The sequence below is a fragment of the Candidatus Methanoperedens sp. BLZ2 genome (assembly GCF_002487355.1).
Taxonomy (GTDB): domain Archaea; phylum Halobacteriota; class Methanosarcinia; order Methanosarcinales; family Methanoperedenaceae; genus Methanoperedens.
Map to the genome: position 1 here is coordinate 1 of NZ_NTMG01000020.1, position 24,529 is coordinate 24,529.

The window sequence follows — 24,529 nt, forward strand, 5'->3', positions numbered from 1 at the left end:
TGATAGGCCGGTTGTCGATAGACCAGTCGTTGATAGGCCGGTTGTCGATAGACCGGTTGTCGATAGACCGGTCGTTGATAGACCGGTTGTCGATAGGCTGGTCGTTGATAGGCCGGTTGTGGATAGGTCGGATACGGTAACACCTGTCCCAAGATCCGTATCAGATACCTCTGATGCTACAACAACATGTCCGGCCGGGCGACCAACGATCTCACCTATAAGAAAACCGCGGCCGCGATAAGGGAGGATATATAAAGTGAAGCCTTTCTTTTTCCTGAAACCCGGGAAAGGGAACAGTTACCAGGTATTTAATCCTGTAGATAATACGGAATATGAGCTGAATTATATCGGATACAGGATACTGGAACATTGTGATGGGTTGCTGGAGCCTGAAGAAATTGCAGACCGTCTCATAAGGGATTTTAGCCTGACTAAATCCGATGCTATAGATTATATCAATGTATTTCTCGATAAGATGTACAGGCTTGGAATGATAGCATGGAGACAGGAAAAATATGAATCTTACAGGGACTGGGGCGCCCCATCTACGGTATTCTGGGATATAACGGGAGAATGTAACCTCAGGTGCATTCATTGCTACAATTTTGAGGGAAAGCAGCACGAGAACGAACTTTCAACCCGGGAAGTCAAATGTTCACTTGAAGAGATGTCGGGTTTCGGTGTAAAAAACCTCTCCTTCAGCGGCGGGGAACCCTTCGCACGAAAGGATATGCCGGAGATAATCCAGCACGCTGCCGGTCTTGGATTTGATACTGTTGGTGTTTCCACCAACGGGATATTACTGGACAGGCATATCGTGAGAGAGCTTACGGCACAGAAACTTAATATACAGATCAGCATAGACGGCGATGATGCAAATACTCATGACACGGCGCGTGGAGTAAAAGGTGCATTTGAAGGCGCGATTCATAGTATCCGGCTGCTTCTGGACGAAGGCGTTAATACTTCTGTGTGCACAACAGCCACGAAATTGAACGTGGAACGGATACCCGGCATTATCCGGCTTATGGGGGACCTGGGTGTGAAGAACTACAGGGTACAGGGTGTGGTGCCCATGGGACGCGGGAAAATGAACGCGGATTTAAGACTTACTCCGGGAAGGATGAAAGAACTTGTAGAGTACCTTGAAAAAAGGAATATACAAGTTTCAAGTTACAATGTTACACTCAAACCACCTCCTGCGGGTCCCGTTAATTTTTGTGATCCAGGCGTATGCAGCGCAGCCTGTTCTGTCTGTTCCATAACTCCAGGAGGTAATGTAGTTCCATGTACATACTTCTGGGGCATAAACGGTGATAACCTGCGCGACCATTCATTCCAGTGGATATGGGAGAACTCTTCAGTTTTAAATTATTTCAGGAGCATTCGCCTGAATGATATCAAAGGATTATGTCGTGACTGCAAATGGCTTCCTGCATGTCACGGGGGATGTAAAGCTGAGAATTATTCGAACGGGGATATGTTCGAATCAAGTCATAGCTGCTGGGTGGCTGAGGAAACCAGAATGAGAATGCTATCAGGCGGGAAAATTGAAAATCAAAAATTAATTGCAAAAGGTGAAATGGAGATTGAAACTTGGGTGAAGCAGTAAAGGCAGCAGCTAAAAAACCTGTGACAAATAAAGATAGAGAGAACAGGGCTTCCCCTAAAATGATTGAAGTTCCTCAGGTTACAGATTCGCCTTTTGAACAGATGCTGTTACTCCAGAGAACCATCGGGAACCAGGCAGTTGGCAGGCTTATCAAGTCGGGAGTTTTACAGGCAAAACTCAAGGTCGGCCAGCCCGGGGATATTTACGAGCAGGAGGCTGACAGGGTGGCGGAGCAGGTCATGAGGATGCCGCTGGTATCAAATGAAACAAACGTTTCCGACATCGGGTTTCTAAGCGGCGAATATGCGTTCGCACCAATCGTGCGGCGAGACCCGCTTGACGGAGACACAGCCGCCGCCGACCCCCACGCGAGCCTCGACAAGATTCCGGCCGGTGGCGAGATGCGCGACCTCACGGGCATTGTCGCGTGGGACGGTACTCCCGTGCTCAGACTGCGCTCGTCGCCCGATACGACTGTGGACAATGTCATCACCAGCCTGCCCTTCAGCACACACGTCCAGGTGATCAAGGTGTTCCCGGGCGGCTGGAGTCTCGTTAGCACTGAGCACGGTGAGCTGGGGTACGCTGCCAGTGAATACATCAAGACGAACCTGCCGGAGCCGAACGCACAGATTCATCGGGTCGAGGCTGGCACGCCTGGCACCGCCATCGCTATCGCCGAGCGCTACTACAAGGAGTATGCCGATGACTGGGGGCAGGACCTGCGCTTCTATGTTAACGTGCTGGCCTGGGCGAATAAGAAGCAAGTACCCAACACAACGGATGGCTGGAAATCTGTCGCGTTTGACGCCAGGGATCTGATCTGGGTCCCCGGCCCGACGTTCGCGCGCAGCCTCAGGGGCACGGTCGGCTCCGGCTCCATCTCGCACGACATCGCCGAGAGCATCGGCGCTGCGGACTTCCTCGATCGCACCGGCGAGCTCTGGAGCGACTTTAAGAGTGCAATCAAGCTCTCGTTATCATACATCCCTGAGGCTGTCGCACGTTACGCCGCCGCTGCGGTCGTCGACATCCTTATCTCCCTGGTGCTGCTGCTTGTCGCCGCTGCCGCGATCCTGGCGATCTCAACCGCGATCGGTGCGGCCATTGGGGCGCTGGCTGGAGGGGTGGGCGCCGCACCCGGAGCAGCGGCGGGCTTCGAAGTGGGGCTGGCGTTGATCAACTGGCTCGGCCTCGGGATGCTCGTCGTCTGGGTCATTAGCGCCTTAATCGATGTGGGGGCAGCGTTCGGAAGTTTCCTCGGGATGGTGTGGGATGCGCGCGGGGACAAGAAGGCGCTCGATGCTGCAGCCCGCCAGTTTGCGGAGGCGATCGGGACATTGGTGGCCGTGCTTCTGGAGGCTATCGTGGCCTACGCCGCCTCGGTCGGACTGAAGAAAGGCCTGGGCGTCCTCAGGGCAAGCCCGCGCGGCAAAGCTTTCAACAACAGCGCCTTTGGCGATTGGCTCAACGAACGCGTCCGCACTTATCGGTCCGGAGAGGGCCCGATCAAGAGCCCGCTCGACACCATCAAGGGCATAGTCCGCAGCGTCACACTGGTCGACGGTCAAAAATCTCCTCTGGGTGAGTTCGACGGCATCGATATGAATAAGGGGGAGTTCCTGGAGAACAAATCGGCAGCTGGCCTGGATAAGCCGAACCCGCGCACCGGATTGCCGCAGCAGACCCCCGGGGATTGGGCTTTAAAGCAGATATACAAGAAGACGAAGGTGCGGATCTCGGCACTGGCGAGCGCCGCGGGGACGACTGGAACGGGCAAGGTGCCGACGATCGCACAGATCCGGGGCTTTCGGCAGCTGCGCTTCCTCATAGACATGGACTCCCCGGCCATCCGCGCAGCGGTCTATGCGGAAATCGCGAAGTTAAAGACCGAAAATCCGGGCTGGAGTTTCTCCGCCGACTTCGGGGTTACCATCAGCCTTCCCCCTGTGCGTGGCGACGACCCGGAGCAGGAGTAATGTGTGTCCACCGGCGTATTCATACTCATCACCTATTATTGAAAAAATTAAATCTGCTGGAGAAAACAAATGGTAGAAGCAACACAGGTGTCAGCCAAAGCATCTGTAGCAAATAAAGAAAATAAAGTCCCATCGACACAAAAATCCGATTTTGTCCAATCGATGAATTCCCCGGTCGAACAGATATTGTTCCTCCAGAGAACCATCGGGAACCAGGCAGTTGGGAGACTTCTTAAATCAGGAGCCTTGCAGGCAAAACTCAAGGTTGGCCAGCCCGGGGATACCTACGAGCAGGAGGCTGACAGGGTGGCGGAGCAGGTCATGAGGATGCCCCAGATGCAAGTGCAGGGGTCAAGAGGGACAGAGGTTTCCGGTCATGGCCATCCCATCCAGCGCAAGTGTCCGGGGTGTAACAAAGGAACAAAGATCGGAAAGGAAGAGGAAGATGAAAAACTCTGGAAAAAAGAAGCTTCCGGTCCGGCTCCCGAAGTCCAGGCAAGCTCTGATTTGCAACAAAAATTAAATACCTCAAAAGGAAGCGGAAGAACCTTACCTGAGGATACGCGCTCTTCATTCGAATCTGCCATTGGGGCGGATTTCAGTAATGTGAATATCCATACAGGAACCGATGCCGCAGAAATGAATAAGGAACTAGGTGCCCAGGCATTTACCCATGGTTCGGATATTTACTTTAATGAAGGGAAGTATGATCCGTCGTCGATTTCCGGTAAGCGTTTGCTGGCGCATGAGTTGACGCATACGGTGCAACAGGGAAGCGCTCTTCGTACCAAAAAACAAGCCGGGTATGAAGGCGGATATTTAAAGAGTGGTGCACCAAATGTCCAGGCTGCCTGGTATAATTTCGACATTCCTTTTACAGATTATCAGTTTGACCCGAGTATCGAAGGAATTAAAACTGCCGGAAACCTTGCTAAAGATACTGTGGTAGAGGGTTTTGAATGGATTGTTGATGAGATCAAAGCGCTGATTTCTTCAGGAATAGACTGGCTGAATGAGAAATGGAATTCTATTAAAGAATTTGCATCATCAGGATTTGAGTCTTTAAAAAAATCTTTCACTGATATCCTTGGTTTCGTTCAAAGCCCGCTAAACTTTATACAAAATGCTATAATGAGCTTTGATGTAGAATCACTGGCTGCGGCCTGGAAAAAGTTTACGGGGATTGTTTCAGGAATCTGGAAAGGTTTTAAGGTATTGACTGATAATTTGCTTCTGCAGGTCAATAACATCTGGGCAGGGATAAGTGAGTTTGCTACTTCATTATTGGACAAGGTTTATGACCTTACTCAAAATTTTTTATTTAAAAAGCTGCCCGATGCTTTGCAGAAAATTGCATATGCCCTGATTGACAAGGTCAAAAGTTTATGGAAGAGCATTAATGACGGATGGGAAACAATCTTTAATAAGATAAAAACCTGGATTGACAGTGCCCTTGAAACAGTCTCCCAATTCGTTAATAATGTTATATCCTTTGGAATAAATACTATAATTGAGGGAATCAGGCAATTCGGGGAACTTGTATTATTTCTTAAGGACCTATTTGCAAATCCAAAAAAATACATCGGCATACTTGCAGCTAAAGGCGTAGAGGCACTTGAAGGTGTGGAAGGAAGGTTCTCCGGGATAGTCAGCAAATATTTCGGAAACAGTAAAAAAACCGGGCCCACAACAGCCATAACCGGGACAATTCAGAGACAACAGGATAAGGGTAATGCTGCTGGGGTAAAAAATTCAGCAGGCTGGAGCGAAATCGGCAGCGGCATACAGGAGTTGATGGGCAAGAAATGGAATGAGTTCAAATCCAATCCCTGGTCTGTTGTGACAGGCTTGCTGTGGGATATGTTTTTGCCAATTGTCGGAAATGCTAAAGATGTTATCCAACTGTTTAAAGACATCTGGAAAATAGTAACCGGGCCTTTAAGCGCAAGTTCTCTTGAAGAATTGTGGACGAGTTTTTTGCAATTGTTGGATATCCCGATTCTCATTTATAATACAGTGGTCAGTATCCTGATGCGGTCACTGATGTTACCTTTGATCGTGGCTTCGTTCATTCCTCATCCGCTGGTTAAAGGAATTGCTGCTGCTGTTGGTTATGGTTTATTAGGTGCGTTTGTACAGGTTGAACTTGCCAATGTCGGACACAAATTATTACTTCTAAAAACAGGGGCCACGACAAAAGCCCAAAAAGAAGAAGCGTATAACCGCATTGCAGACAGTTTCATAGCCCTGGCAATGACAGCAGTAATAATAGTTGTTATGCTTATTCTTCATTTTATTGTTAATGTTATAAAAGGTATCTATAATCTTGTAAAAGGCAAGGTTTTCCGTGTTGAAACAGCCCCTGTGGAAGGTAAAGGTACGCCTGGAGAAGGTAAGGCATCTAAAGCAGGAGAAACTCCCAGGCTTAAAGGGGAAATTGCATCAACAGATGGACAAAGGTCAATAAAAGTTACAGAAAAAGGCAAGATCTGGATTTGTGCATCACCGTGTGAAGAAATTCGATTGAAATATGAGGCACAAATAAAAGAAAATCCAAAATTCAACGATCGTATTAAAGCGCTTGAAGAAGGCTATTCCGATTTGTCTCCCGGGCAAAAATCCGTAAGAGACGCACAGATCAGGCAATTGGAACAGGAACTTGCAGACATCAAACTTGCACGGGAAGGAGGAGCGCGTGCACCAAAAGAAGTAAAATGGCCGCCCGATCCGCCCAGAGGAAATAAACCTCCTATTACTGCGCCGGATGCTGCTGAATGGAGGTACCAGAGATATGTTTATGAAAAATTCCAGGAAGGAGCTTCTCCGAAAGATGTCCTTCCCCCTGATGAATGGATGAGCAGGTATTTTGATCCGACAGCAGAAGGAGGAAGACCCGGGCGACCAGGTGGTCCGGAACAGGTGGCAGCTAAAAAAGAACTGGCGGCAGAAGGTATAAAAATAGTCGAAAATGTCGAACTTGGAGGAAGGTATCCGGATGGTGTTGACCCCAGACCAAATGCGCTTGGAGGAAAGGGATATTATGAAGTAGGTAAAATGCTGGAAAGTGGAATCCCGGAAGCGAGAGAGCGGATAAAAATAGCAGATGAAATCAAAGCTATGGGACCAAATGATACGGTTACTTTTGTGGACAAGAGTGATGTAACTAAACGCGTAATCTACCAGAAAGGAAGCACACCGGAAAATCCCACATCAAAAACATTTTAGCCAGGAAAAGAATAGAAAACAATTATAAGGCTTGTAAACTCTAAAAATAGAAAGATATGAAATATTATTTAAGGGTATTTTGCCAGGAAAGCGCTCCTCTTTCTCCTGAAGAGGTTATTGAATTCATCAAAGACGGATTCTTTTTTGAACCTGAACCACAAATAACATTACAAAAGGAAAATGATTTAAATTGGGAGATTAAAGTTGTCTATGACAAAGAAAGGGACCCGGTGATTATTTCAACATATTCTGATGATAAAGAAAGCAAAAAAGAAATTGAAGAGATAAGATTTGTTTTGAATATATCAAAAGAAAGTAAAAAGAAAGAAATGATTTCAAAACTAATTAACTCAACAAACATTGTATATACGCTGCAAATAAATCAGGATCAGATCACGGATGATTGTTGGGAAATGCTGGATTCAGTTGAAGCCATGCTGATGAGATCATGCAATGGGATTCTTTTTACATCTGACAATGAATTTTTTGACCAGAAATTACAGAAAATATATAAGTTATAGTTGAAAACTCAGTGAATTTTTTTCACGTCTTACAGAAAACCAACAGGTTTAATAACCATCTAAAGCATTTAACATCCGTTTTAGAATTAAATAAAGGGATTTCGATGAAAGATTATATATTAAAAGACATAAACCTCGCAGATGAAGGTAAACAGAGGATAGAATGGGCACGAAGACACATGCCGGTTCTTGGAAAAATAAAAGAGCAATTCGAGAAAGAAAAGCCTCTTGAAGGAATTAACGTGGTGGCATGCCTTCATGTGACGGTTGAAACAGCCAATCTTATTTACGCTATGAAAGCAGGAGGTGCAAATATAGCTCTTGCTGCCTCAAATCCTCTCAGCACACAGGATGATGTGGCGGCTGCGCTTGCCTCGGAAGGAATTAAAACCTTTGCTATAAAAGGGATGAACGAAAAGCAATATTACGAATGCCTTGAAGAAGCGCTCAAGATCAAGCCGCATGTGACGCTTGATGATGGCGCAGATACTATTGCGCTTGTGCATTCCAAACACCAGGATCTTATCAAGAACATCAAAGGCGGATGTGAAGAGACCACAACAGGTGTTATCAGGCTTCGCGCAATGGCAGCTGATGGCGCTCTTAAATATCCTGTCATAGCTGTAAATGATGCAGAAACCAAAATGATGTTTGACAACCGCTATGGCACAGGCCAGAGCACATTACACGGAATAATGAATGCCACAAATATCCTGTTCGCAGGAAAAACCATTGTTGTCGCAGGATACGGCTGGTGCGGGCGCGGTGTTGCCTCACGGGCACGTGGTCTTGGCGGCAATGTGGTAGTTGTGGAAGTTGAGCCAAGAAAAGCCCTCGAAGCTGTCATGGATGGCTACAGGGTAATGCCAATGAAGGAAGCAGCAAAAATCGGGGATTTGTTCATTACGGTTACAGGAGATATCTCAGTCCTTCGGAAAGAGCATTTCCAGGTCATGAAAGACCAGGCAGTCGTCTGCAATTCAGGCCATTTCAATGTTGAAATAAATATCCCTGACCTTGCCAGACTGGCAAAGAAAGTCAGCCAGATAAAGAATGATGTCCAGGAATATGCAATGAAAGACGGACGACGGATCTATATTCTTGCAGAAGGGAGGCTTGTGAATCTTGCAAGCGCATTCGGGCATCCTCCTGAAGTCATGGACATGAGCTTTGCGAACCAGGCTCTTGCTGTAAAATTGATCGCGGAAAAAGGAGATACTTTAGAGAACCAGGTTTATAAGGTTCCTCCTGAAGTTGACAGCATGGTCGCAAAATTAAAGCTTGATTCAATGGGCATTGAAATAGAGACACTGACAGAAGAGCAGGATAAATATCTCCATTCATGGACTATGGGAACATGATGCAGTTGCAGATCAAAGCGGTTGAGAATTATCTGAAAGGGCTATACGGAAGCTCAAAGGTCACAAAGATCGGCGAGCTTGGCGGCATTCCGGTTGAGGTCGATGAAGGAATAAAGGGTTTCGGGTATGGCAAGCCATATCTCATTGAATTTGAAGCAGGCGGGAAAGCGTATTCAGTAGTTCTTTCCTCCATGCGCGTCCAGAAAGGTTTTGGGCACGACCATTTTTCCGACAGGGCACAAATCCTCATATGGCAGAATTCTGTTTTTAATAATTTGCCAGATCATGTAAAATCGCTTGATGTGGGCTACTTCACACACGATGGAGAGCTTTATTCATCAGGCAAAGCTGAAGAATATTTTATTTTAATGGAAAAGATCGAAGGAAAAGAGTATTTCATTGATCTTGAAAGAATAAAAAAGGACGGGGAACTCACATCTCTTGACAGGGACAGGACACTCGCACTATCATCATATCTTGCCCAAATACATGCAAACAAACATGATGACCGTGAATTGTATTTCCGCAAAATCAGGGACCTTGTGGGACATGGCGAATGCATCATGGGATTGCTGGACAGCTATCCTGATAATCTTGATTTTGTAAGCCAGGATGACCTCTGTGCTATCGAAAAGAAATGTGTGGACTGGCGCTATAAAATTAAAGGAAATACACAGCGCCTGTGCATGACGCATGGCGATTTCCATCCATGGAACATAATGTTTCGTGATGGTGCGGATTTCACGGTGCTTGACAGGAGCAGAGGTGAATGGGGTGAGGCGGCAGATGATGTTTCCTCAATAACCATGAACTACCTGTTCTATTCTCTCCAGAAATACGGGGAACTTAAAGGGCCATTTAAGCAAATGTTCGATCTGTTCTTTGATAATTATCTTGAAAAAACAGGTGATATGGAGCTCTTAAAGGTTATCCAGCCATTTTATGTCTTCAGGTCCGTGGTTGTGGCAAGTCCGATATGGTATCCCAATCTTGATCATGCGGTCAGGACAAAGATATTTAATTTTATAAATAATATCCTTGATAGAGAAGAGTTTGATTATAAGAATGTGAATTCTTATTTGTAGGGATGAAAATGGCTTTTGCAGTATGGTTCACAGGTCTTCCGGGAAGCGGTAAAACAGTGATCGCCTCCAGAACCGCTGCTATTCTTATCAATGAAGGTATCGATGTAAAGATCCTCCAGCTTGATGAGATAAGAAAAGTTCTTACCCCGAACCCGAAATATACGGATGAGGAGCGGGATATCGTATACGCCTCCCTTGCTTATATGGCAAAACTTTTGACAGAATGCGATGTGAATGTTTTTATCGATGCGACCGCGAACAAAAGGAAGTATCGTGATGCAGCACGAAACCTGATCCCGTTATTCGGTGAAATATATATCCGCTGCCCTCTTGAAGTATGCATGGAACGTGAAGCCCACAGGAAAGCTATTTTCTCACCAAAAGGAATTTACGAAAAATCAGCGCGTGCGGGGGCAAATGTTCCTGGTATAAATGTTGCTTATGAGGAACCCATCGATCCGATTGTCATAATCGACAGCGACAAAACCAAGCCGGATACGAGTGCAAACATCGCAGCAGATGCTATTATTAACTTTTTTGGGGACAGAATGAATGGAAATTGAGACTTTAATTGAGATCGGTGTTGAGATGCGTGATGTTATTAGCTCATTTATTGAGGAAAACGAGGATTATGGCGAAATGCTTGTGCAGCGCCCAAAGGATATCACGCGCAAGATGGACATGGCTGCCGAAAATGCGCTGGATAATGCTCTTGTGGCAAGAGGACTTTGCGCAAGGATAATTTCCGAGGAGCTTGGCGACCGCATTGTTGGCAAACATCCTGATTTCATGCTTGTGGTCGATCCTATTGACGGTTCCACGAATGCAACGTGCGGCATACCATTTTTCTGCACGTCTCTTGCTTATACCGATAAAACTGAAATCGCAACCTTTGATGATATCAGCATGGCTGTGATATGCGATATTCAGGGGAATACATACTGTGCTGAGAAAGGAAAAGGCGCATTTTTAAATGAAAAACAGATGAGAGGGAAAAAGCGGGGCGCAAGGCCAAAACCAGTCGTATCGGTTTATTCTTATGGCGTTCCTCATATACCTGAGGGTTTGATCGAGTTTGAAAAATCAATCATTGTCCGGGCGCTTGGAAGTATCGCGCTTGATATGTGTTTTGTTGCTGACGGGACACTTGACGGACTTATCGACACACGGGGACTTGTGAGCGGTTATGATATCATGGCGTCTGCTTTGATATTGAAGGAATCCGGAGGAACTCTGACAGACCTTCAAGGTAATAATTTGACAAATAATGTCCAGGTAACAGGTTTATCCATTGCAGGGACAAAAAACAGCGAACTTCATGAAAAGATCATAAGAATGCTGGACGTTTAATGACCACAAAGCTCAAAGCACATATTGTTTCGCGGGGGAAAGCACAGGGCGATGCGCTTGTGAGCACGCAACCCATTTCTTTCCTGGGAAGCATTGATGTAAAAACAGGTATTGTTGTGGAAAAAGGACATGAGCTTTTTGGTTTGAGCATAAAGGGTAAAGTGCTTGTATTCCCGGGCGGTAAAGGCTCTACTGTTGGCTCTTATTCAATTTACCAGCTCAAAAAGAATGGCGCTGCTCCAATGGCTATGATAAATATCAGGACTGAGCCGATCGTGGCGGTGGGTGCAATCATCTCGGATATCCCGCTTGTTGATAATCTGCAAGAAAATCCTGTTAGTTTAATAAAAAATGGCGATAAGGTTTTAGTTGATGCGATATTAGGAAGTGTTGAAATTTTATGACTGAAGAAGATAAAGGCTATAGTGAAATAAAGATGAGTTCAGGCTGGTTTATGACTATCTCGATGCAGAAAAGCGATAAATTCGAGGAAGAAAAGGAATATTGTGAGATAGCCAAGGAAAGAAGCGGCGTGAAGCAGAGAAGGTTCAATATCAATCCGAAGTATGTGCGGGCGCTCGGTGAGGCGCTGGTTAAGTTTGCGGATGAAAACAAGCTTTAGATAGACGAAAACCTAAGAACAGGCCTTATACATTGGACGGGATATACCGTGACTGCAACGATGGAGTTTTTTATACTCGGAATAATATGAACTCCTATATTTGATTCTTCAAAGGATTGAAATCAAAAATTATAAATAAATCTAAAAATGGGTAATTACATATGTGCAAAGTTTTTATTGATACAAATATATTTCTTAGGTTGTATCAAACAAACCAAGAGAATCTGAATAATATTTTTGAAGATATTTCAAAATTAAAAGATTCTCTTGTTTTTGTAAATCAAGTTTCCGATGAATTTCTTAGAAATAGAGATAAAATATTCTCAGAACTAATCAATAACGTAATTAAGAACAAGATTCCAAAACCGCATGTAACTTCAATTATTAAATCATTAGACGAGTTTTCAGAATTAAAAAAAGCTGGAGATGAACTTAATCAAAAACATCAAAAATTAATTGAAAAGCTTAAGAAAATAAAAGATGATTTAGACACTGATATTGTATATACTAAATTTTATGAATTATATAATGATTCGGCACTTACAGTATACGAAAGAACAGATGATATCATTGATAAGGCCCACAAAAGAATGTTGATAGGAAATCCACCTATTGATGATAAGAAAAATACAATCGGGGATCAAATAATTTGGGAAACGTTAATTTCAAATTTAAAAGATGACCTTATTTTCATTACTTATGATGATACTTATAAAAATCATATATCATTTCTTAAAAATGAATATAAAAAAAGAGTAGACAAAGAACTTAGCATTACAGATAAAGTTTCTTCTGCTTTAACTAAAATCAAAGTAAAACCTTCCAAAGAATTAATATATTTTGAAAAATATGCCAAAACTCCTATTGTATCTGCTTTTGTAAATTTAAGAAACTTTAAAGGATGGTTTTTAGATATTCTGGATATTGATATCTATTATGAGGATGGCAAAGAACTTCAAATACAACCCCATGAAGAAGTTCAGTTTAGCACAGCCTTGGAAGATACTGAATTTACTAAGAAAGGTGACGAAATGTATGATACCCTCAAAGAATACGAAACTACATTTAAAAATACAATATCTTCAATTCTAAACAGAGAAGGATATGGTGAAGTAGACATTAATGCTATTGATTATGATATTGTTGAGTATATTCCACCTGAAGATTAACTACAGTAAGATGGTTAGTGTTAATTAGTAGCTTTGATGATAATGGTGAACGGTCTCCCAAATTCAGCATATACCTGGCCCCCGATCGCTGCATATCCCACAAGGTCAATATCACAACGGGGACAACTCCGGAACACCGAAAGCCTTTCCATGCGAAAATGATAATATCGAATTGAAAACTATTTCCTATCCCGCTTTTCAGCAAAAAGATGATTGTATGGGGAAGTTGATACGCCGAAAATTAATCGTTGTTTTATTATAAAATAGTGCTTTGCAGCTTTGCATATTTGCGATATTGCTTGCATAGAACAGCGCATCACGGAAGCAGGACGGAATAATCCAAATAATCGAAAAATTTTATTCAGTCAATCTAAACCTGGATAAAAACTGCTTTGCGCTGAGTACCTTGAATTCCTTTGCATTCAATTTTAAAAAGTGTCGGTTCTCTGAGATCAGGTATTTTGCGCCAATCCATTCTGTGAACGCGCCGATCACTGAATCTTCTTTTTTGAGACCTTTTGTTATGTATTTTTCAAGCAATACATTCGGTATTTCGGCATCTTCAACTACTTCGAACCATCCCGATTCCGAAATGAATTTCCTGACCTTTCCAGCCTGGTCTTTACCGGATTCCATCTTAATATTTTCAGAAACCTCTTCAAGAACAACAGAAGGTATTACAGCATGCATATTTTTACAGGCACGTAAAACAAGGATGCATTCTTTCTTTTTTGCAAGAAACGCGAACAGGAACTCATTACTGTCCAGCACTACCTGCATATTTTTTTCTCCAGATATCTTTTCTGACTTTTTCTGCCTGCAAGAGAATTTCCTTGTCAGATTTATCTGTCTTTTGGGTATCCGTAATCAATTCTTCAAAATTTATTGTCCACTGGTCAGTAGCTTTTTCTTTTGTTTCAATAAGCCTGCGGACTGCATCGGTCATGAATTCAATCTCATCCGAATACTCACCTATAAAGATGAAAAATTTCATTCGTTTTGATAATCTTTCAGGCAGACCTTGAATTAAGTCAGTCATTTAAATCATCCATGAGGATATTGGTTTAATAATATGTATATCTTTGTTTACGCTATGGCGCATGGTCTCCTGAGTTCCGCATCAACCTGGCCCCCCAATAGCTGCATATCCCAAAAGGTCAATATCACAACGGGGACAACTCCGGAACACCGAAGGTCTTAGAAGGCTGCGGTATGGGAATACCAGAGAAAAAGCGGTATCAGGCAGATGGCGAAGAGCCTTGCGGGTGGTTTTGACAGTGGAAGCGCGAGTTAGAGCTTTCTATAAAACAAACTATTTATAAATTGGCAGCAAAGTTATACATATGGAAACGGTTTCTCTAAAATTGGATGATGAATTCTTAAGGATATTGAAAGAAATAAAACAGCCCCGCATGAAGAAACAAACTTTCATAAGAAACCTTCTGATTTCTGGACTTAAGCAATATCAAATTGACATGGCTGTAAAAAAATACCTTGATGGGGAAGTAAGTACCTGGAGAGCATCAGAAATAGCCGGCGTATCACTAAGAAAAATGAATATGATCCTTCATGAAAAAGGGATTGAATTACATTATTCTGAAGATTCATTGAGAGAAGATCTGGAATGATCGTCTCTGATGCTTCGCCCCTGATAAATCTTGCAAAAGCGGGGAAACTTCATTTATTAAAGGATTTATTTGGAAAAGTGCTCATTGAAGAAGAAGTGAAGCTTGAGACAATAGATCGAGGTAAAGACGAAGGCGCTCAGGATGCTGAATTAATTGAAAATGCATTAAATGAAGGATGGATTGTAGTTCATAGGATCAAAAATACAAAAATCATCCAGGGAATTCATCAAGGAGAAAGTAATTCTATTTTGCTTGCAAGAAAGCATAATTGCATAATATTGATTGATGAAGAAGATGGCAGAGAGGTGGCAAAAGCAATGGGGCTTGAGGTCAAAGGAACCCTTTACATATTGAAAAAATCCGTGGAAAAAGGGATAATCAGCAAACAGGAATCAATTCAAGCTTTAAATGAAATGATGATGGATGGTTTTAGAATATCTGCAAGAATTTATGCAAAATTCTTAGAGGGATTAGAAATCAAATATCATTCGTAAAAATTGTGCTCAAGAGTTTGAAAAGAGAGAATGGGAGCTTCAGTGACGTGATAGGAAAACTTACGACGTGCAGGATATGATCGTCCTTAATATGAGCATTATTATCGATTTTCTGCATTTACCTGGCCCACAATCGCTGCACATCCCACAAGGTCAATATCACAGCGGGGACAATATATAAAAAATCAATCATTCCTCAATGCCCTTCTCCGGTACCTTGATAATTCAACGATAATTATCGCTTCGATCAATTCTTCTTCTTTTACCGACCTGAGAAATTCCCTTAAACGTTCGTTTATTTCTTTTGAAGTGAATCCGTAAGGCAATCTTAAAATAATAGCTCCTGGGTGCTGTGGATATCGAAGTACTTCTCCAAAATCAGTGTCTCTCGTGATGATAATCTTATTATTTTTAAGAGCATGATCCATTATTTCTCTATCTTTAGCTGCTCTCATACCAATATCTCTGACATCTTCTATTTCAAAACCAAGGCTCCGTATGACTTGCGCACTTGATTTTGGCATATCGGCATCCAGCAGGAATTTCAAATTATGCATATGCTACAATCTCTTCATTTGCCACTATTTTCATAGCATATTCTGCTGCTGCCTGAACATCTTCCTTTGTTATTTCATAATCTTCTATGATTTCTCTTATCTCCATGCCGCCAGCCAAGGAGCCTAATATAACCTCCACAGGCACCCTTGTACCTTTTATAATAGGTTTACCATGCCTTATTTCAGGATCAATAATTACCCTTTTTTCAAACATTTTTACCTCCTTTAATGAATCTATTAATGTTCATTCCTTCTTGTTCTATAGTATATATAAATAACAGCATCCCTTCAAAGACAGATTTAACCACGAAGCAGGAGTTCCGTGGCAATGTTAATTACGATATCCTTTCCGACCAGCAGTCCGCCAGTTTCTACCATTAAATCGGTCATTAGACCAAAATCTCTTCGACTGATCTTTGCGCTCCCATAGAACCCAGCTCGTGTATTGCCCCATGTATCATCAACGATGCCGGTAAAAACCGAGTCAATGGATACCGGGTGTGTGATGTTGCGAATAGTTAGTTCACCCTCAACTGTCAAATGTCCTCTGGGTTCAGGAATAACACCAGTGCTCTTGTAGGTCATTTTTGGAAATTTACCCACATCCAGGAATCGCGCACTCCTGAGATCCTCATCACGTGTCTCATTGTGGGTACTGATACTCACTGTGTCAATACTGATATCAAGTGATGATAATGCCGGATCATCGGCTATCTTAATATTTCCTGTGAGCTGGCGGAAGCATCCCCTTATCTGTCCAACCACAAGATGTTGCGCTATAAAGTCAACAAAGCTGTGAACAGGGTCAATATTATAGTCTCCTGCTGTCGGAAAAAGTGCTCCGTTATAAAGTCGTGGTACCTTTTTTGTCTGGTTCATATGCATTTCCTCTGCATTTTTGTTTCAGTAATGCTTCGTAATAACTTTTTTAGCCTTAGTGTCCAGTGACATCATGGGTTCATCTATTTCATCCATGAACATGTTTGGCTCAATTCACCGCAAAGTTGGCTATGAACTGTGGTTCATAAATAAACATGAAAAACTCGGCAATCGAGTTTTTCATACCAAGTCACAAAGAACGCAAAGCTTAGCAGCAATATTTGCGCCCTTTACGTTTTTTGCGGTTGAGGATTCTATATTCTATACCTCTATATTACCCCCAACAGTGGACATTAACTTTAGCTCAGCTCAGGCCAATCTGCCTCATCATTCCCACCAGGTCATAGAAGAGCCTCTCCTCGACGATCTCTCCATCCTTCCAGTGGGCGACAGTACAAAATTCGAGCCTGAATTTTTTGTTCGTGGGCGGGATCGTTTTGCCGTCAGGCCCTTTCATTGGCCCCTTCATGGTGCCTGTAAAATCGGCTACTGTGCACGTATAGTCGCCCTGACCAAAAAAAATCTTATACGGGTTGTTCACAAGATGGTTATCAGGAAATGTCTTGAAAAATTCCACACATTCATCATGATGCGACTTTCTCCCTCTTGTTGGCTCTGGCTGCCCGGGCCAGTACACAGCAGTATTCTCAGCGTGACGTTTTTTGAACGTCTCCCAGTCCTGAGAATTCCATGCGTCATCTAACGTTTTCATCAGTTGCAGGTTTTCCTCTACACTCTTTTGTTGTACCATAATTTTATCACTCCCATTTTATATGGCAGCTTATGGGGAATAAAGATTACGGTATCCTGTAATGCTCTGGCTGAATTGAATGTTTTGAAGAATAGATGGCGAGCGAAAAGAAATACGTTTAAATTGAATATAAATAATCATTTTTAGAACATATGTTAAATTTAATTAAGGAAACTTTATAAAGATGAAAGCCTATTAATATTTAATTTATGAGTGCTGAAATTGTTAAAGTTTTAGATTACCAGTTGTCTCATGGTCTTGAATTTGAGAAAAAATACATAGATTCAACCATAAATAAAATTTTCAAAGTAGAGCTTTCAATGGTGAAACGTGAAATAAAAAATATTGAGGGTAAACTCTCTGAATTTGAAAACTACTATAAGATGAGTTCTGATACTTTTTATGAAAAGTTTAATGAAGGAAAAATGGGCGATGACAGGGGATACATAAAATGGTTTGCTTATAAAGACACATATAATAAGCTGATGGAAAGTTTAATGGAGATCGAAAAAATAGTCCATGCTTGATAATTTTCTTGCAGACCTCAAAGCATCATTGACCGCTTCTCAAATTGTACGTGATATTGAGATCGATGATGAATTTATCACTTCTTAACAGAGTGATATTTAAAATAAAGATTATATAACAAATCAACCATTTCTCAATATATATGTAACAGCATTCCTTCAACAGCAGAACCCCTCCATTGAAAAACAATCCTTGAGCCTTCCATGTCCTTATCCATGAATACCTGCAGCATCACCTTCATATTCCACCAGTTCATCTATCTGGTGATGGATTGTAAACTAAGCCAACAGCACGGAAATTATACCTGTCAGGAATATTCCGTCAAAAGTTCCAGCCCCTCCAATAGAAGCTATTGGCGTCCCAAGATATGGGATTTTTTTCAAGTTTAGAAGGTCGGCACCGATAAGACTTCCGAGCGTACCTGAAATATAGGCGAGTATAGGCGCGCTTTGAGGCGCAATTAATAGAGCTAAAACTGCTGCCATGATTGGAGGTATCAGTGCAGGAACAGCTATCCCAAGTCCCTTCACAGGTCTTGCCATCATATGTACAAGAACAGTCATAATAAAGACCCCTGTTACCAGATCAACCGGATTTACCATCGGGATAAGAAAAATCGATATTAACACCGGAATCACACAACCTCCGAGGTTAATGGCAATTACAGTCTGACGTTCTTCTATCTCAAGGAGAGGTAGAACATACCTGAATCCATAAAAATCAACAGTTCCACCCGAAATTACTGGTTCCTGCGACTTGATTATCTTGATAGGAATGTTTACATGGCTACCAATCAATGATAAGAATAAGAGAAGAATTGAATATTGCGGGGGAAAGCCGAGTTTATTAAAAGCAAGACCGATAAGGTTGATTGTAACCAGAAAAAAAACCACTGCAAGGATAAATAATAATAGAAATATGAAGGAGGCGGTAGTTCTTCTGTAGATGATACGTGACATGCCATACCTCTAAAGGGCTAATTTGTTGCTGATTTTAGCATTTCAAGCACTGAATATCCTGCGCGGGTTATGCCCATGCTTCGCATGTCGGTATCTGTTCCCACAACATACAAACCTTTAACCGGGGTCTTGATAGAAGGGAAATAATTGAGAGAAACAGATGCCTTCTCGGGAGCCATTACCTGCGTATGTATCATCTCAATATTCTTCTCTACTGCAGGTACCATAGAGTATATTGTGTTGAGAAGCTTTTCTTCAGAATCATGGCATTTTTTCGGGTCTATTATCGTACTGACTCCCACAAGACCTTTATTTCGCGGCGCAAGCTCAGGCACAGGCATGAGCCAGTAGAACAATTCTTTATCAGTGTCGCAGACGTCGCAGAACACTTCCGAGCCATTATAATTGAACTCTCTCATCGGTTTCTTGAGCCCGAGCCAGATTGTCATTGCCGTTGCCTGCTCAAGTTCTTTCACCTGCCGGCTCCATTTTACTGGCATTTCGATAATACCGGGCAGCTTTTTTACTTCCCCTGAATAGATGACTTTGTCAGCAAAATAATCGGCTTCCGGAGTTGAAACGCAGAAACCGTTTTCAACTTGTCCGATCTGCCGGACTTCTTCTCTTGTATGATGCTTTACGTTTTTCGGAAACGATGAGATAACTCCATCTGTTATGGACTGTATACCGCCCAGGGGATAACCCTGCGAGCGGTAATCGGAATTGTAAAAAAGCTTCGCCATTTCAGCGATACGTCTGATTATTCCCTTTTTACCGCCTGAGCTGAATCCGCACCCTTCAACAAGCCGGGATACTGATGTTTTTTCCATTGAAAGACCGCTTAACAGATAAGAAAGCGCATCCACAAACTGCATTGTTTTTCTGCTGAGCCGGTGCTTTGATATGACATCATATACCGCTTTTTGTTTATCCCCAAAAACGGCGCGTGATATTACCGTATTAAGAAGATCTCCCGCAAGGATCACCTTGTCTTTTGCAGGAAGAGCGCTCATGTTCAAAAATCCGGGGAGCGTTGATGGAAACCTTTCCAGTCCGTCTTTTTTGCGAAGATAGTAATCATTATGCTGTCTGAATGCGGGAAACTTTCCGGGATCGAAATAGTGCTTCAACTGCTTCAGCGGGCCATAAATAAGTTCTGTTATTGCATGGATCCCTGTATCAACACGCCATCCGGGACAGTCCACAGGTTCATATGTCCTGCAGTTTCCACCAAGAATGTCTGCTTTTTCAAGAAGAAGAATGCTGTTTCCTTTCTTTCCCAGAGTCAGCGCGGACATGAGGCCGGAAATTCCTCCACCTACAACAATCGCATCATAAGCGTTATAATCAGACATAAGGCACCCCCAAACAACTTTATTGTAATAATTCAATCTTAGATTTAATATCTTATTTTTGAATTTAAGATAATATTAGTTTTTTAAAGTATAAATAGGTTGGTTGAAAATGCAATTATTGATGTTCGAAAGAAGACCAGAAACTATTTAACCCTCCACCCTCATTCTAGCATTGTTCGTAATCAGACGAATGATCCCAAAAAGGAAAAATAATAAAAATGACCCCTGAAAATTTCAAACCAAAGAAAGACTTCAATACCCGCCTTGAAAATACAAAGAGCCTGCCAGACATATTTGAAGTGGTGAAAGCCGCTGTCTGGGAATGCCATAGAAAAAGCCGTGGAGGTCTGATGCTGGGACTTGCCAATCTCGGAAACCATCCGGAGGGATTTTTCGGAGGTTTCTATCCGGTCGGTTCAAATGTCATTGTGATGAATAAGATCCCTCTTGAGAGAATAAAAGAGACAAGGCTTGAACTTTACAAACCTTATGCTTTCCATGTTCTTCTCCATGAATACCTGCACACCCTGGGCTATATGGACGAAAGCGATGTAAGGAAGATGGCCCATAAGATCACAAAAGAAGTATTCGGGGAAGAGCATCTCGCTACAAAGGTCGCTGCAAATACGGCGCACTTCTTCCATAATCTTGTTTATCCGGGTGCAACATGGCAGGCAGACGAGATGAAAATGGAACTTGTGGGTGGTTTTGACAGGGAAAGCGCAAGTTATATTTGTTAAGCTTTCAATTTAAGATATTTTCGGGAATTCATGACCGCAATTCGGACACAATATTAAACTGCATTTCATGAAACGCGGACATGCCCTGCATCCCTGGTTATCCTTATCATCAAACCTGGCTCCGCAAAGAGGACACTGTGTTTTCATATTTTCATAAAAGGTGGTAATATCCTATGATCCTGGAAGCTATCCCGCCGATAAGTATTGCAAGCGTGATAGTGAATGCCATAATGCCAAAAGCTCTTTTCCAGCCAAGCTCCCTTCCAAGTACAGCTATAGTGGCAACGCATGGGATATAGATCGTATTCACAAGCGCGTAAACGAATAATTGTGCAGGCGTCATGAATAGAAGGAGGTCTTTTGCGCCTCCTCCGTACATGACCACTGCAAGAGTAACAAGCAATTGGAGCGCAAGTTCCTTTCGCAGTACCGCGAAGATCAAAGTAAGACCGGCAACAGCAGGAAGACCCAGCCATCCTTCAACTATCGGAGAAAGCGGTGAGGCCAGTTTCCATAGATATCCGCTCTCGTAAAGCCCGCCAAGCACCATAGACCCTACAAGCACTATCGGAAAAGCCACGAATACGAAGTCTTTGAACCTGTACCAGGTCTTTTTCAATATGTTTGACATCATTGGCATCCTGAACGGGAACATTTCCATGACAAGCCCTGTGGATTTTCCGGGCATTATTTTGTTAAGTCCTGCTCCTACAACGAACACAAGAGCAAATATGATAAGATAAATTGCAACTGCTGGTTTCCATCCCACGAACAGGGATACGGCACCAAGGATAACGGCTGTTCTTGCGCTGCATGGGATAAGAGTTATAAGGGTACTTGCAATCGTTCTCTCACGCATCGTGGTCAAAACGCGTGTACCGATTATTGCGGGCACATTGCAGCCCGCGCCTGCAACAAGCGGAATGATCGCGCGCCCGTGAAGCCCGAACTTATGCATCAGCCTGTCTGTAAGGAATGCCACAGAGTTCAGGTATCCTGAATCTTCAAGAAAAGCCAGCATGAAATAGAATGTAAGTACGTATGGTATACCTACAGCAAGGGCCGCAAGGATACCGGCGTCAAAGCCCCATATGAGAATTTTACCGATAATTCCGCTTCCAAAAACATAGTGAATAGCGTCATTAATTACAGGCGAAACATATGTTGCCCATTGGTTACTGAAAAACGTGGAAAGCCAGTTACCGCCGTAAAAAAGGAAGGAAAAAATTATTGCAAGAACTCCGATAAGCAGGGGTATGCCGGTAAGCGGCGATGTGGTATAAGCCCATATCTTATCCGATGCTATGGGTTTTACGTCCCCCTGTACCTGGGATGCTATCGAACCTGCAAGCCCATGTCTTTCACGTGCTATCCTTAAAGGGGTTTTCTCTCTGTGTAATTCTTCTATCTCCCTGCTTATCTTGTTTGCTTCTTCGATTATGGATTTGCCATTTTCATGTTTCCCGACAAGTTCAATAAATTCGGAGTCATTTTCAAGAAGCATGATCGAAAGAGCCCTTGGATTTATCCCGAAGTTATAAGGCATGAGAATTTCTTCAAGTTTTTTGATATTGGTTTCAATATCATCTCCATAATGCAATGAATAGCTGATTCCGGTTTTATTTTTTGCAGTATCCACTGCCTGCTGTATCAGTTCATCAAGACCGCTGCCTGTCGTGGCTATCGTCTTCACGATAGGGATACCAAGAATCCTGGACAATTCCCCTGAATCGATCAGGATATTCCTTTTCTCGGCTTCATCTATCAGGTTCAAAGCAGCCACGATCGGTATGCCAAGATCGATGAACTGGATAAGCATATAAAGATTCCTTGCAAGGTTTGTGGCATCAAGGATCATTATTGCCACATCCGGTTTACAGTCAAAGATTGCCCTTCGCGCTACCCACTGGTCTTCCGAGACCGCGCCAAGGGCGTAGCTGCCTGGAAGGTCGATTATACCTATCCGCTGGTCTTTGAAATTTGTGGTTGCAAGATTGAGTTCCACGGTTTTTCCGGGATAGTTGGCAGTGACAACACCCATCCCGGTCAGGCGGTTAAATATGCTTGATTTTCCCACATTGGGATTTCCAGCAAGTGCAAATGTGAAATCCGTGCTGCCCTTTATTTCCTTGAGGGCGCTATGACATGAAAGAGCCATTATTTTATCCTATCCTATTTATCCTATTCTAACTTATTTTACCTTTATTTTTGATGCTACTTCTCTTCCCAGCGCGTACCGTGAGCCTGAAACACATACTATTAATGGCCCCCCGAAAGGCGCCACTTCCTCGACACGCACGCAAACATCAGGAATCAATCCAAGTGATGCAAGATACTGGAGCATTTTCGGGTCTTCTTCGAATACATTGACAATGATTGCCTTTTCATTGGCTCTTAATTGTGAAAGCGGCCTTACTTTTTCTTTTATGAACGATCCGTCCTTATCCGGGATGGGATGGCCATGAGGACAGGTTTTGGGATTTCCCAGGCTCTGGGCGATCCTGTCTTCCATCTCGGGGCTTATGGCATGTTCAAGCCTGCACGCTTCCTCGTGAACCTCATCCCATTTGAAACCCAGGATATCTGTAAGCAGCCGCTCGGAGAGGCGGTGTCTGCGAACGACTTTTTTGGCCATTCTTCCGCCTTCTTCTGTGAGACATACGCCCTTTCCGGTGTGATTTATGAGACCCTTATTTGCAAGTTTTTTTACCATCTCGGATACGGATGGAGGTGATAATTTCAGGTGCTCTGCAAGGCGCGATGTGCTTACAGGGTGCTGTTCCAGTTGCAATTTGTATATCGATTCAAGATATTCTTCAATCCTTGGTGTGTCTGCTTCCATGTTTTACCTCTTCAGGTAGCTTCTGTAAACAAATAGCCCTATTATTATCCAGTAACCAATGTATGCCATAACTTCTGTAAGTGAAGGATTTCCATTATAACCTATCAGGGCTTTCAAGCTTCCTCCTATAAATCCGTTTTCATGAAGCGGGGGATAAGAACCATCTGGATTCAGAGGCGGGTTTATATCCCAGATATGCTCTACGATTTCCGGTATTATGCCTGCTTCATTGAATTCATGAACTGCTGTTGCCGCAAGACCTGCTGAGAACAATATCAGCAATATGCTTGTATATCTGAAGAACCTGCTTACGTCAAGCCTGTAAATCCCTTTGAACATTATAAATGACAGGACGATCACAAGTGCAAGCCCAAGGATGAAACCCGCAATGGTGTCAGCCGGAGACTGGATCGCAAGTGTTCCAAGAAAGAGAACGGTCTCCACACCCTCCCTGAATACTGCAACAAACGACAGGGCTGCTATCCCGAACATCTGGCCTTTTGAAATGGACAGGTCTATTTTTTCCTGGACTTCACCTTTTATCTGTTTTGAATTTTGCGCCATCCAGAAGATCATATATGTAAGTACGATCGCTGCTGTAAGAGCGGCTGCGCCCTCGAAAAGCTGCTCTGCTGTACCCTGAAGTTCGCCGTAAACTAGTTTGAATAAAAAAGCCACTGCCAGACTTGCGACAAGGGCGCTTATGATCCCTATATTTATATAGCGGTTAAGGTCTTTTCTTCCAAGCTTTGCGACATACGCCGCAATTATTCCGATTATCAGGGCTGCTTCAAGCCCTTCCCTGAATGTTATTAAAAAGCTTGCTAACATAGTTTTCACCGTTATTATTAGGTATACCTAACTAAATATTA

At 43.0% G+C, this 24,529-nt stretch carries 28 protein-coding genes; 16 read left to right on the plus strand and 12 right to left on the minus strand.

Going from position 1 to position 24,529, the window contains the following annotated elements:
* The 12 genes from CL181_RS20040 to CL181_RS02760 form a co-directional block, all read left to right on the plus strand.
* A partial coding sequence (locus tag CL181_RS20040; protein ID WP_217993070.1) for a hypothetical protein occupies nucleotides 1–241 on the plus strand: 241 nt, incomplete at its 5' end.
* Nucleotides 242–256: 15 nt separating this feature from the next.
* The gene (locus CL181_RS02710) at nucleotides 257–1,612 is read left to right on the plus strand and encodes a PqqD family peptide modification chaperone (RefSeq protein ID WP_097297712.1); all 1,356 of its coding nucleotides are present in this window, start codon (nucleotides 257–259) and stop codon (nucleotides 1,610–1,612) included.
* Nucleotides 1,597–3,591, plus strand: coding sequence for an SH3 domain-containing protein (locus CL181_RS20045; protein ID WP_097297713.1), 1,995 nt, complete (start codon nucleotides 1,597–1,599; stop codon nucleotides 3,589–3,591). Before CL181_RS02710 ends, CL181_RS20045 begins: the two co-directional genes overlap by 16 nt.
* A gap of 69 nt (nucleotides 3,592–3,660) precedes the next feature.
* Entirely contained in the window at nucleotides 3,661–6,816 is a 3,156-nt protein-coding gene (locus tag CL181_RS02720; RefSeq protein WP_097297714.1) for a DUF4157 domain-containing protein, read from the plus strand.
* A gap of 56 nt (nucleotides 6,817–6,872) precedes the next feature.
* Nucleotides 6,873–7,337 carry a hypothetical protein gene (locus CL181_RS02725; RefSeq protein WP_097297715.1) on the plus strand — a complete coding sequence of 155 codons (465 nt, stop codon included), beginning with the start codon at nucleotides 6,873–6,875 and terminating at the stop codon, nucleotides 7,335–7,337.
* A 104-nt stretch (nucleotides 7,338–7,441) separates the two neighbouring features.
* Entirely contained in the window at nucleotides 7,442–8,698 is a 1,257-nt protein-coding gene (locus tag CL181_RS02730) for an adenosylhomocysteinase (protein WP_097297716.1), read from the plus strand.
* Nucleotides 8,695–9,783, plus strand: coding sequence for a phosphotransferase family protein (locus CL181_RS02735; protein ID WP_255251375.1), 1,089 nt, complete (start codon nucleotides 8,695–8,697; stop codon nucleotides 9,781–9,783). The genes CL181_RS02730 and CL181_RS02735 overlap by 4 nt, the downstream gene beginning before the upstream one ends.
* Nucleotides 9,784–9,791: 8 nt before the next feature.
* Nucleotides 9,792–10,346, plus strand: a complete 555-nt coding sequence (locus tag CL181_RS02740) for an adenylyl-sulfate kinase (RefSeq protein ID WP_097297748.1) — start codon at nucleotides 9,792–9,794, stop codon at nucleotides 10,344–10,346.
* Complete coding sequence (locus CL181_RS02745) at nucleotides 10,336–11,133, plus strand: inositol monophosphatase family protein (RefSeq protein ID WP_097297718.1); 798 nt, start codon at nucleotides 10,336–10,338, stop codon at nucleotides 11,131–11,133. The genes CL181_RS02740 and CL181_RS02745 overlap by 11 nt, the downstream gene beginning before the upstream one ends.
* The gene (locus CL181_RS02750; RefSeq protein WP_097297719.1) at nucleotides 11,133–11,537 is read left to right on the plus strand and encodes a DUF126 domain-containing protein; all 405 of its coding nucleotides are present in this window, start codon (nucleotides 11,133–11,135) and stop codon (nucleotides 11,535–11,537) included. Before CL181_RS02745 ends, CL181_RS02750 begins: the two co-directional genes overlap by 1 nt.
* Nucleotides 11,534–11,755, plus strand: a complete 222-nt coding sequence (locus CL181_RS02755; RefSeq protein WP_097297720.1) for a hypothetical protein — start codon at nucleotides 11,534–11,536, stop codon at nucleotides 11,753–11,755. The genes CL181_RS02750 and CL181_RS02755 overlap by 4 nt, the downstream gene beginning before the upstream one ends.
* A 161-nt stretch (nucleotides 11,756–11,916) precedes the next feature.
* Entirely contained in the window at nucleotides 11,917–12,924 is a 1,008-nt protein-coding gene (locus tag CL181_RS02760; RefSeq protein WP_097297721.1) for a PIN domain-containing protein, read from the plus strand.
* Between the two features lie 357 nt (nucleotides 12,925–13,281).
* Here the strand turns inward: CL181_RS02760 and CL181_RS02765 are convergent, their stop codons facing one another.
* Both CL181_RS02765 and CL181_RS02770 read right to left on the minus strand, forming a co-directional pair.
* Entirely contained in the window at nucleotides 13,282–13,704 is a 423-nt protein-coding gene (locus tag CL181_RS02765; protein ID WP_097297722.1) for a type II toxin-antitoxin system VapC family toxin, read from the minus strand.
* Nucleotides 13,682–13,963: a hypothetical protein gene (locus CL181_RS02770; RefSeq protein WP_097297723.1), complete on the minus strand. Its 282-nt coding sequence runs from the start codon at nucleotides 13,961–13,963 to the stop codon at nucleotides 13,682–13,684. The genes CL181_RS02765 and CL181_RS02770 overlap by 23 nt, the downstream gene beginning before the upstream one ends.
* 304 nt (nucleotides 13,964–14,267) lie before the next feature.
* Here CL181_RS02770 and CL181_RS02775 point away from each other — a divergent pair, with 304 nt between their 5' ends.
* Both CL181_RS02775 and CL181_RS02780 read left to right on the plus strand, forming a co-directional pair.
* Nucleotides 14,268–14,552, plus strand: coding sequence for a UPF0175 family protein (locus tag CL181_RS02775; RefSeq protein WP_097297724.1), 285 nt, complete (start codon nucleotides 14,268–14,270; stop codon nucleotides 14,550–14,552).
* Between the two features lie 95 nt (nucleotides 14,553–14,647).
* Nucleotides 14,648–15,046, plus strand: a complete 399-nt coding sequence (locus CL181_RS02780) for a DUF3368 domain-containing protein (protein WP_176505026.1) — start codon at nucleotides 14,648–14,650, stop codon at nucleotides 15,044–15,046.
* Nucleotides 15,047–15,231: 185 nt separating this feature from the next.
* Here CL181_RS02780 and CL181_RS02785 read toward each other — a convergent pair whose 3' ends face one another.
* The 4 genes from CL181_RS02785 to CL181_RS02800 form a co-directional block, all read right to left on the minus strand.
* Complete coding sequence (locus CL181_RS02785; protein ID WP_097297726.1) at nucleotides 15,232–15,603, minus strand: DUF5615 family PIN-like protein; 372 nt, start codon at nucleotides 15,601–15,603, stop codon at nucleotides 15,232–15,234.
* Entirely contained in the window at nucleotides 15,596–15,817 is a 222-nt protein-coding gene (locus CL181_RS02790) for a DUF433 domain-containing protein (protein WP_097297727.1), read from the minus strand. The genes CL181_RS02785 and CL181_RS02790 overlap by 8 nt, the downstream gene beginning before the upstream one ends.
* An 86-nt stretch (nucleotides 15,818–15,903) precedes the next feature.
* Nucleotides 15,904–16,482 carry a YceI family protein gene (locus CL181_RS02795; protein ID WP_176505027.1) on the minus strand — a complete coding sequence of 193 codons (579 nt, stop codon included), beginning with the start codon at nucleotides 16,480–16,482 and terminating at the stop codon, nucleotides 15,904–15,906.
* A 304-nt stretch (nucleotides 16,483–16,786) separates the two neighbouring features.
* Nucleotides 16,787–17,233 carry an ester cyclase gene (locus CL181_RS02800; protein ID WP_097297729.1) on the minus strand — a complete coding sequence of 149 codons (447 nt, stop codon included), beginning with the start codon at nucleotides 17,231–17,233 and terminating at the stop codon, nucleotides 16,787–16,789.
* A gap of 209 nt (nucleotides 17,234–17,442) precedes the next feature.
* On the opposite strand from CL181_RS02800, the gene CL181_RS02805 reads away from it, so the two are divergent.
* Nucleotides 17,443–17,760, plus strand: coding sequence for a hypothetical protein (locus CL181_RS02805; RefSeq protein ID WP_097297730.1), 318 nt, complete (start codon nucleotides 17,443–17,445; stop codon nucleotides 17,758–17,760).
* A 279-nt stretch (nucleotides 17,761–18,039) separates the two neighbouring features.
* Here CL181_RS02805 and CL181_RS02810 read toward each other — a convergent pair whose 3' ends face one another.
* Together CL181_RS02810 and CL181_RS02815 are read right to left on the minus strand one after the other, a co-directional pair.
* Nucleotides 18,040–18,720 carry a DUF1614 domain-containing protein gene (locus CL181_RS02810; RefSeq protein WP_097297731.1) on the minus strand — a complete coding sequence of 227 codons (681 nt, stop codon included), beginning with the start codon at nucleotides 18,718–18,720 and terminating at the stop codon, nucleotides 18,040–18,042.
* A 17-nt stretch (nucleotides 18,721–18,737) separates the two neighbouring features.
* Nucleotides 18,738–20,075 (minus strand): FAD-dependent oxidoreductase, encoded by a 1,338-nt coding sequence (locus CL181_RS02815; protein WP_097297732.1) that lies wholly within the window; start codon nucleotides 20,073–20,075, stop codon nucleotides 18,738–18,740.
* A gap of 218 nt (nucleotides 20,076–20,293) precedes the next feature.
* Here CL181_RS02815 and CL181_RS02820 point away from each other — a divergent pair, with 218 nt between their 5' ends.
* On the plus strand, nucleotides 20,294–20,815 hold the full coding sequence (locus CL181_RS02820; RefSeq protein ID WP_097297733.1) for a hypothetical protein: 522 nt from the start codon (nucleotides 20,294–20,296) through the stop codon (nucleotides 20,813–20,815).
* Between the two features lie 9 nt (nucleotides 20,816–20,824).
* Here the strand turns inward: CL181_RS02820 and CL181_RS20050 are convergent, their stop codons facing one another.
* Genes CL181_RS20050 through CL181_RS02835 form a run of 4 tightly spaced genes read right to left on the minus strand, consistent with a single transcriptional unit; the run spans nucleotide 20,825 to nucleotide 24,488 of the window.
* Nucleotides 20,825–20,962 carry a hypothetical protein gene (locus CL181_RS20050; RefSeq protein WP_176505028.1) on the minus strand — a complete coding sequence of 46 codons (138 nt, stop codon included), beginning with the start codon at nucleotides 20,960–20,962 and terminating at the stop codon, nucleotides 20,825–20,827.
* A gap of 4 nt (nucleotides 20,963–20,966) precedes the next feature.
* On the minus strand, nucleotides 20,967–22,973 hold the full coding sequence (gene feoB / locus CL181_RS02825) for a ferrous iron transport protein B (RefSeq protein ID WP_097297734.1): 2,007 nt from the start codon (nucleotides 22,971–22,973) through the stop codon (nucleotides 20,967–20,969).
* Between the two features lie 33 nt (nucleotides 22,974–23,006).
* On the minus strand, nucleotides 23,007–23,657 hold the full coding sequence (locus CL181_RS02830; RefSeq protein ID WP_097297735.1) for a metal-dependent transcriptional regulator: 651 nt from the start codon (nucleotides 23,655–23,657) through the stop codon (nucleotides 23,007–23,009).
* 3 nt (nucleotides 23,658–23,660) lie between these two features.
* Nucleotides 23,661–24,488 carry an FTR1 family protein gene (locus tag CL181_RS02835; RefSeq protein WP_097297736.1) on the minus strand — a complete coding sequence of 276 codons (828 nt, stop codon included), beginning with the start codon at nucleotides 24,486–24,488 and terminating at the stop codon, nucleotides 23,661–23,663.
* Between the last annotated feature and the right edge of the window lie 41 nt (nucleotides 24,489–24,529).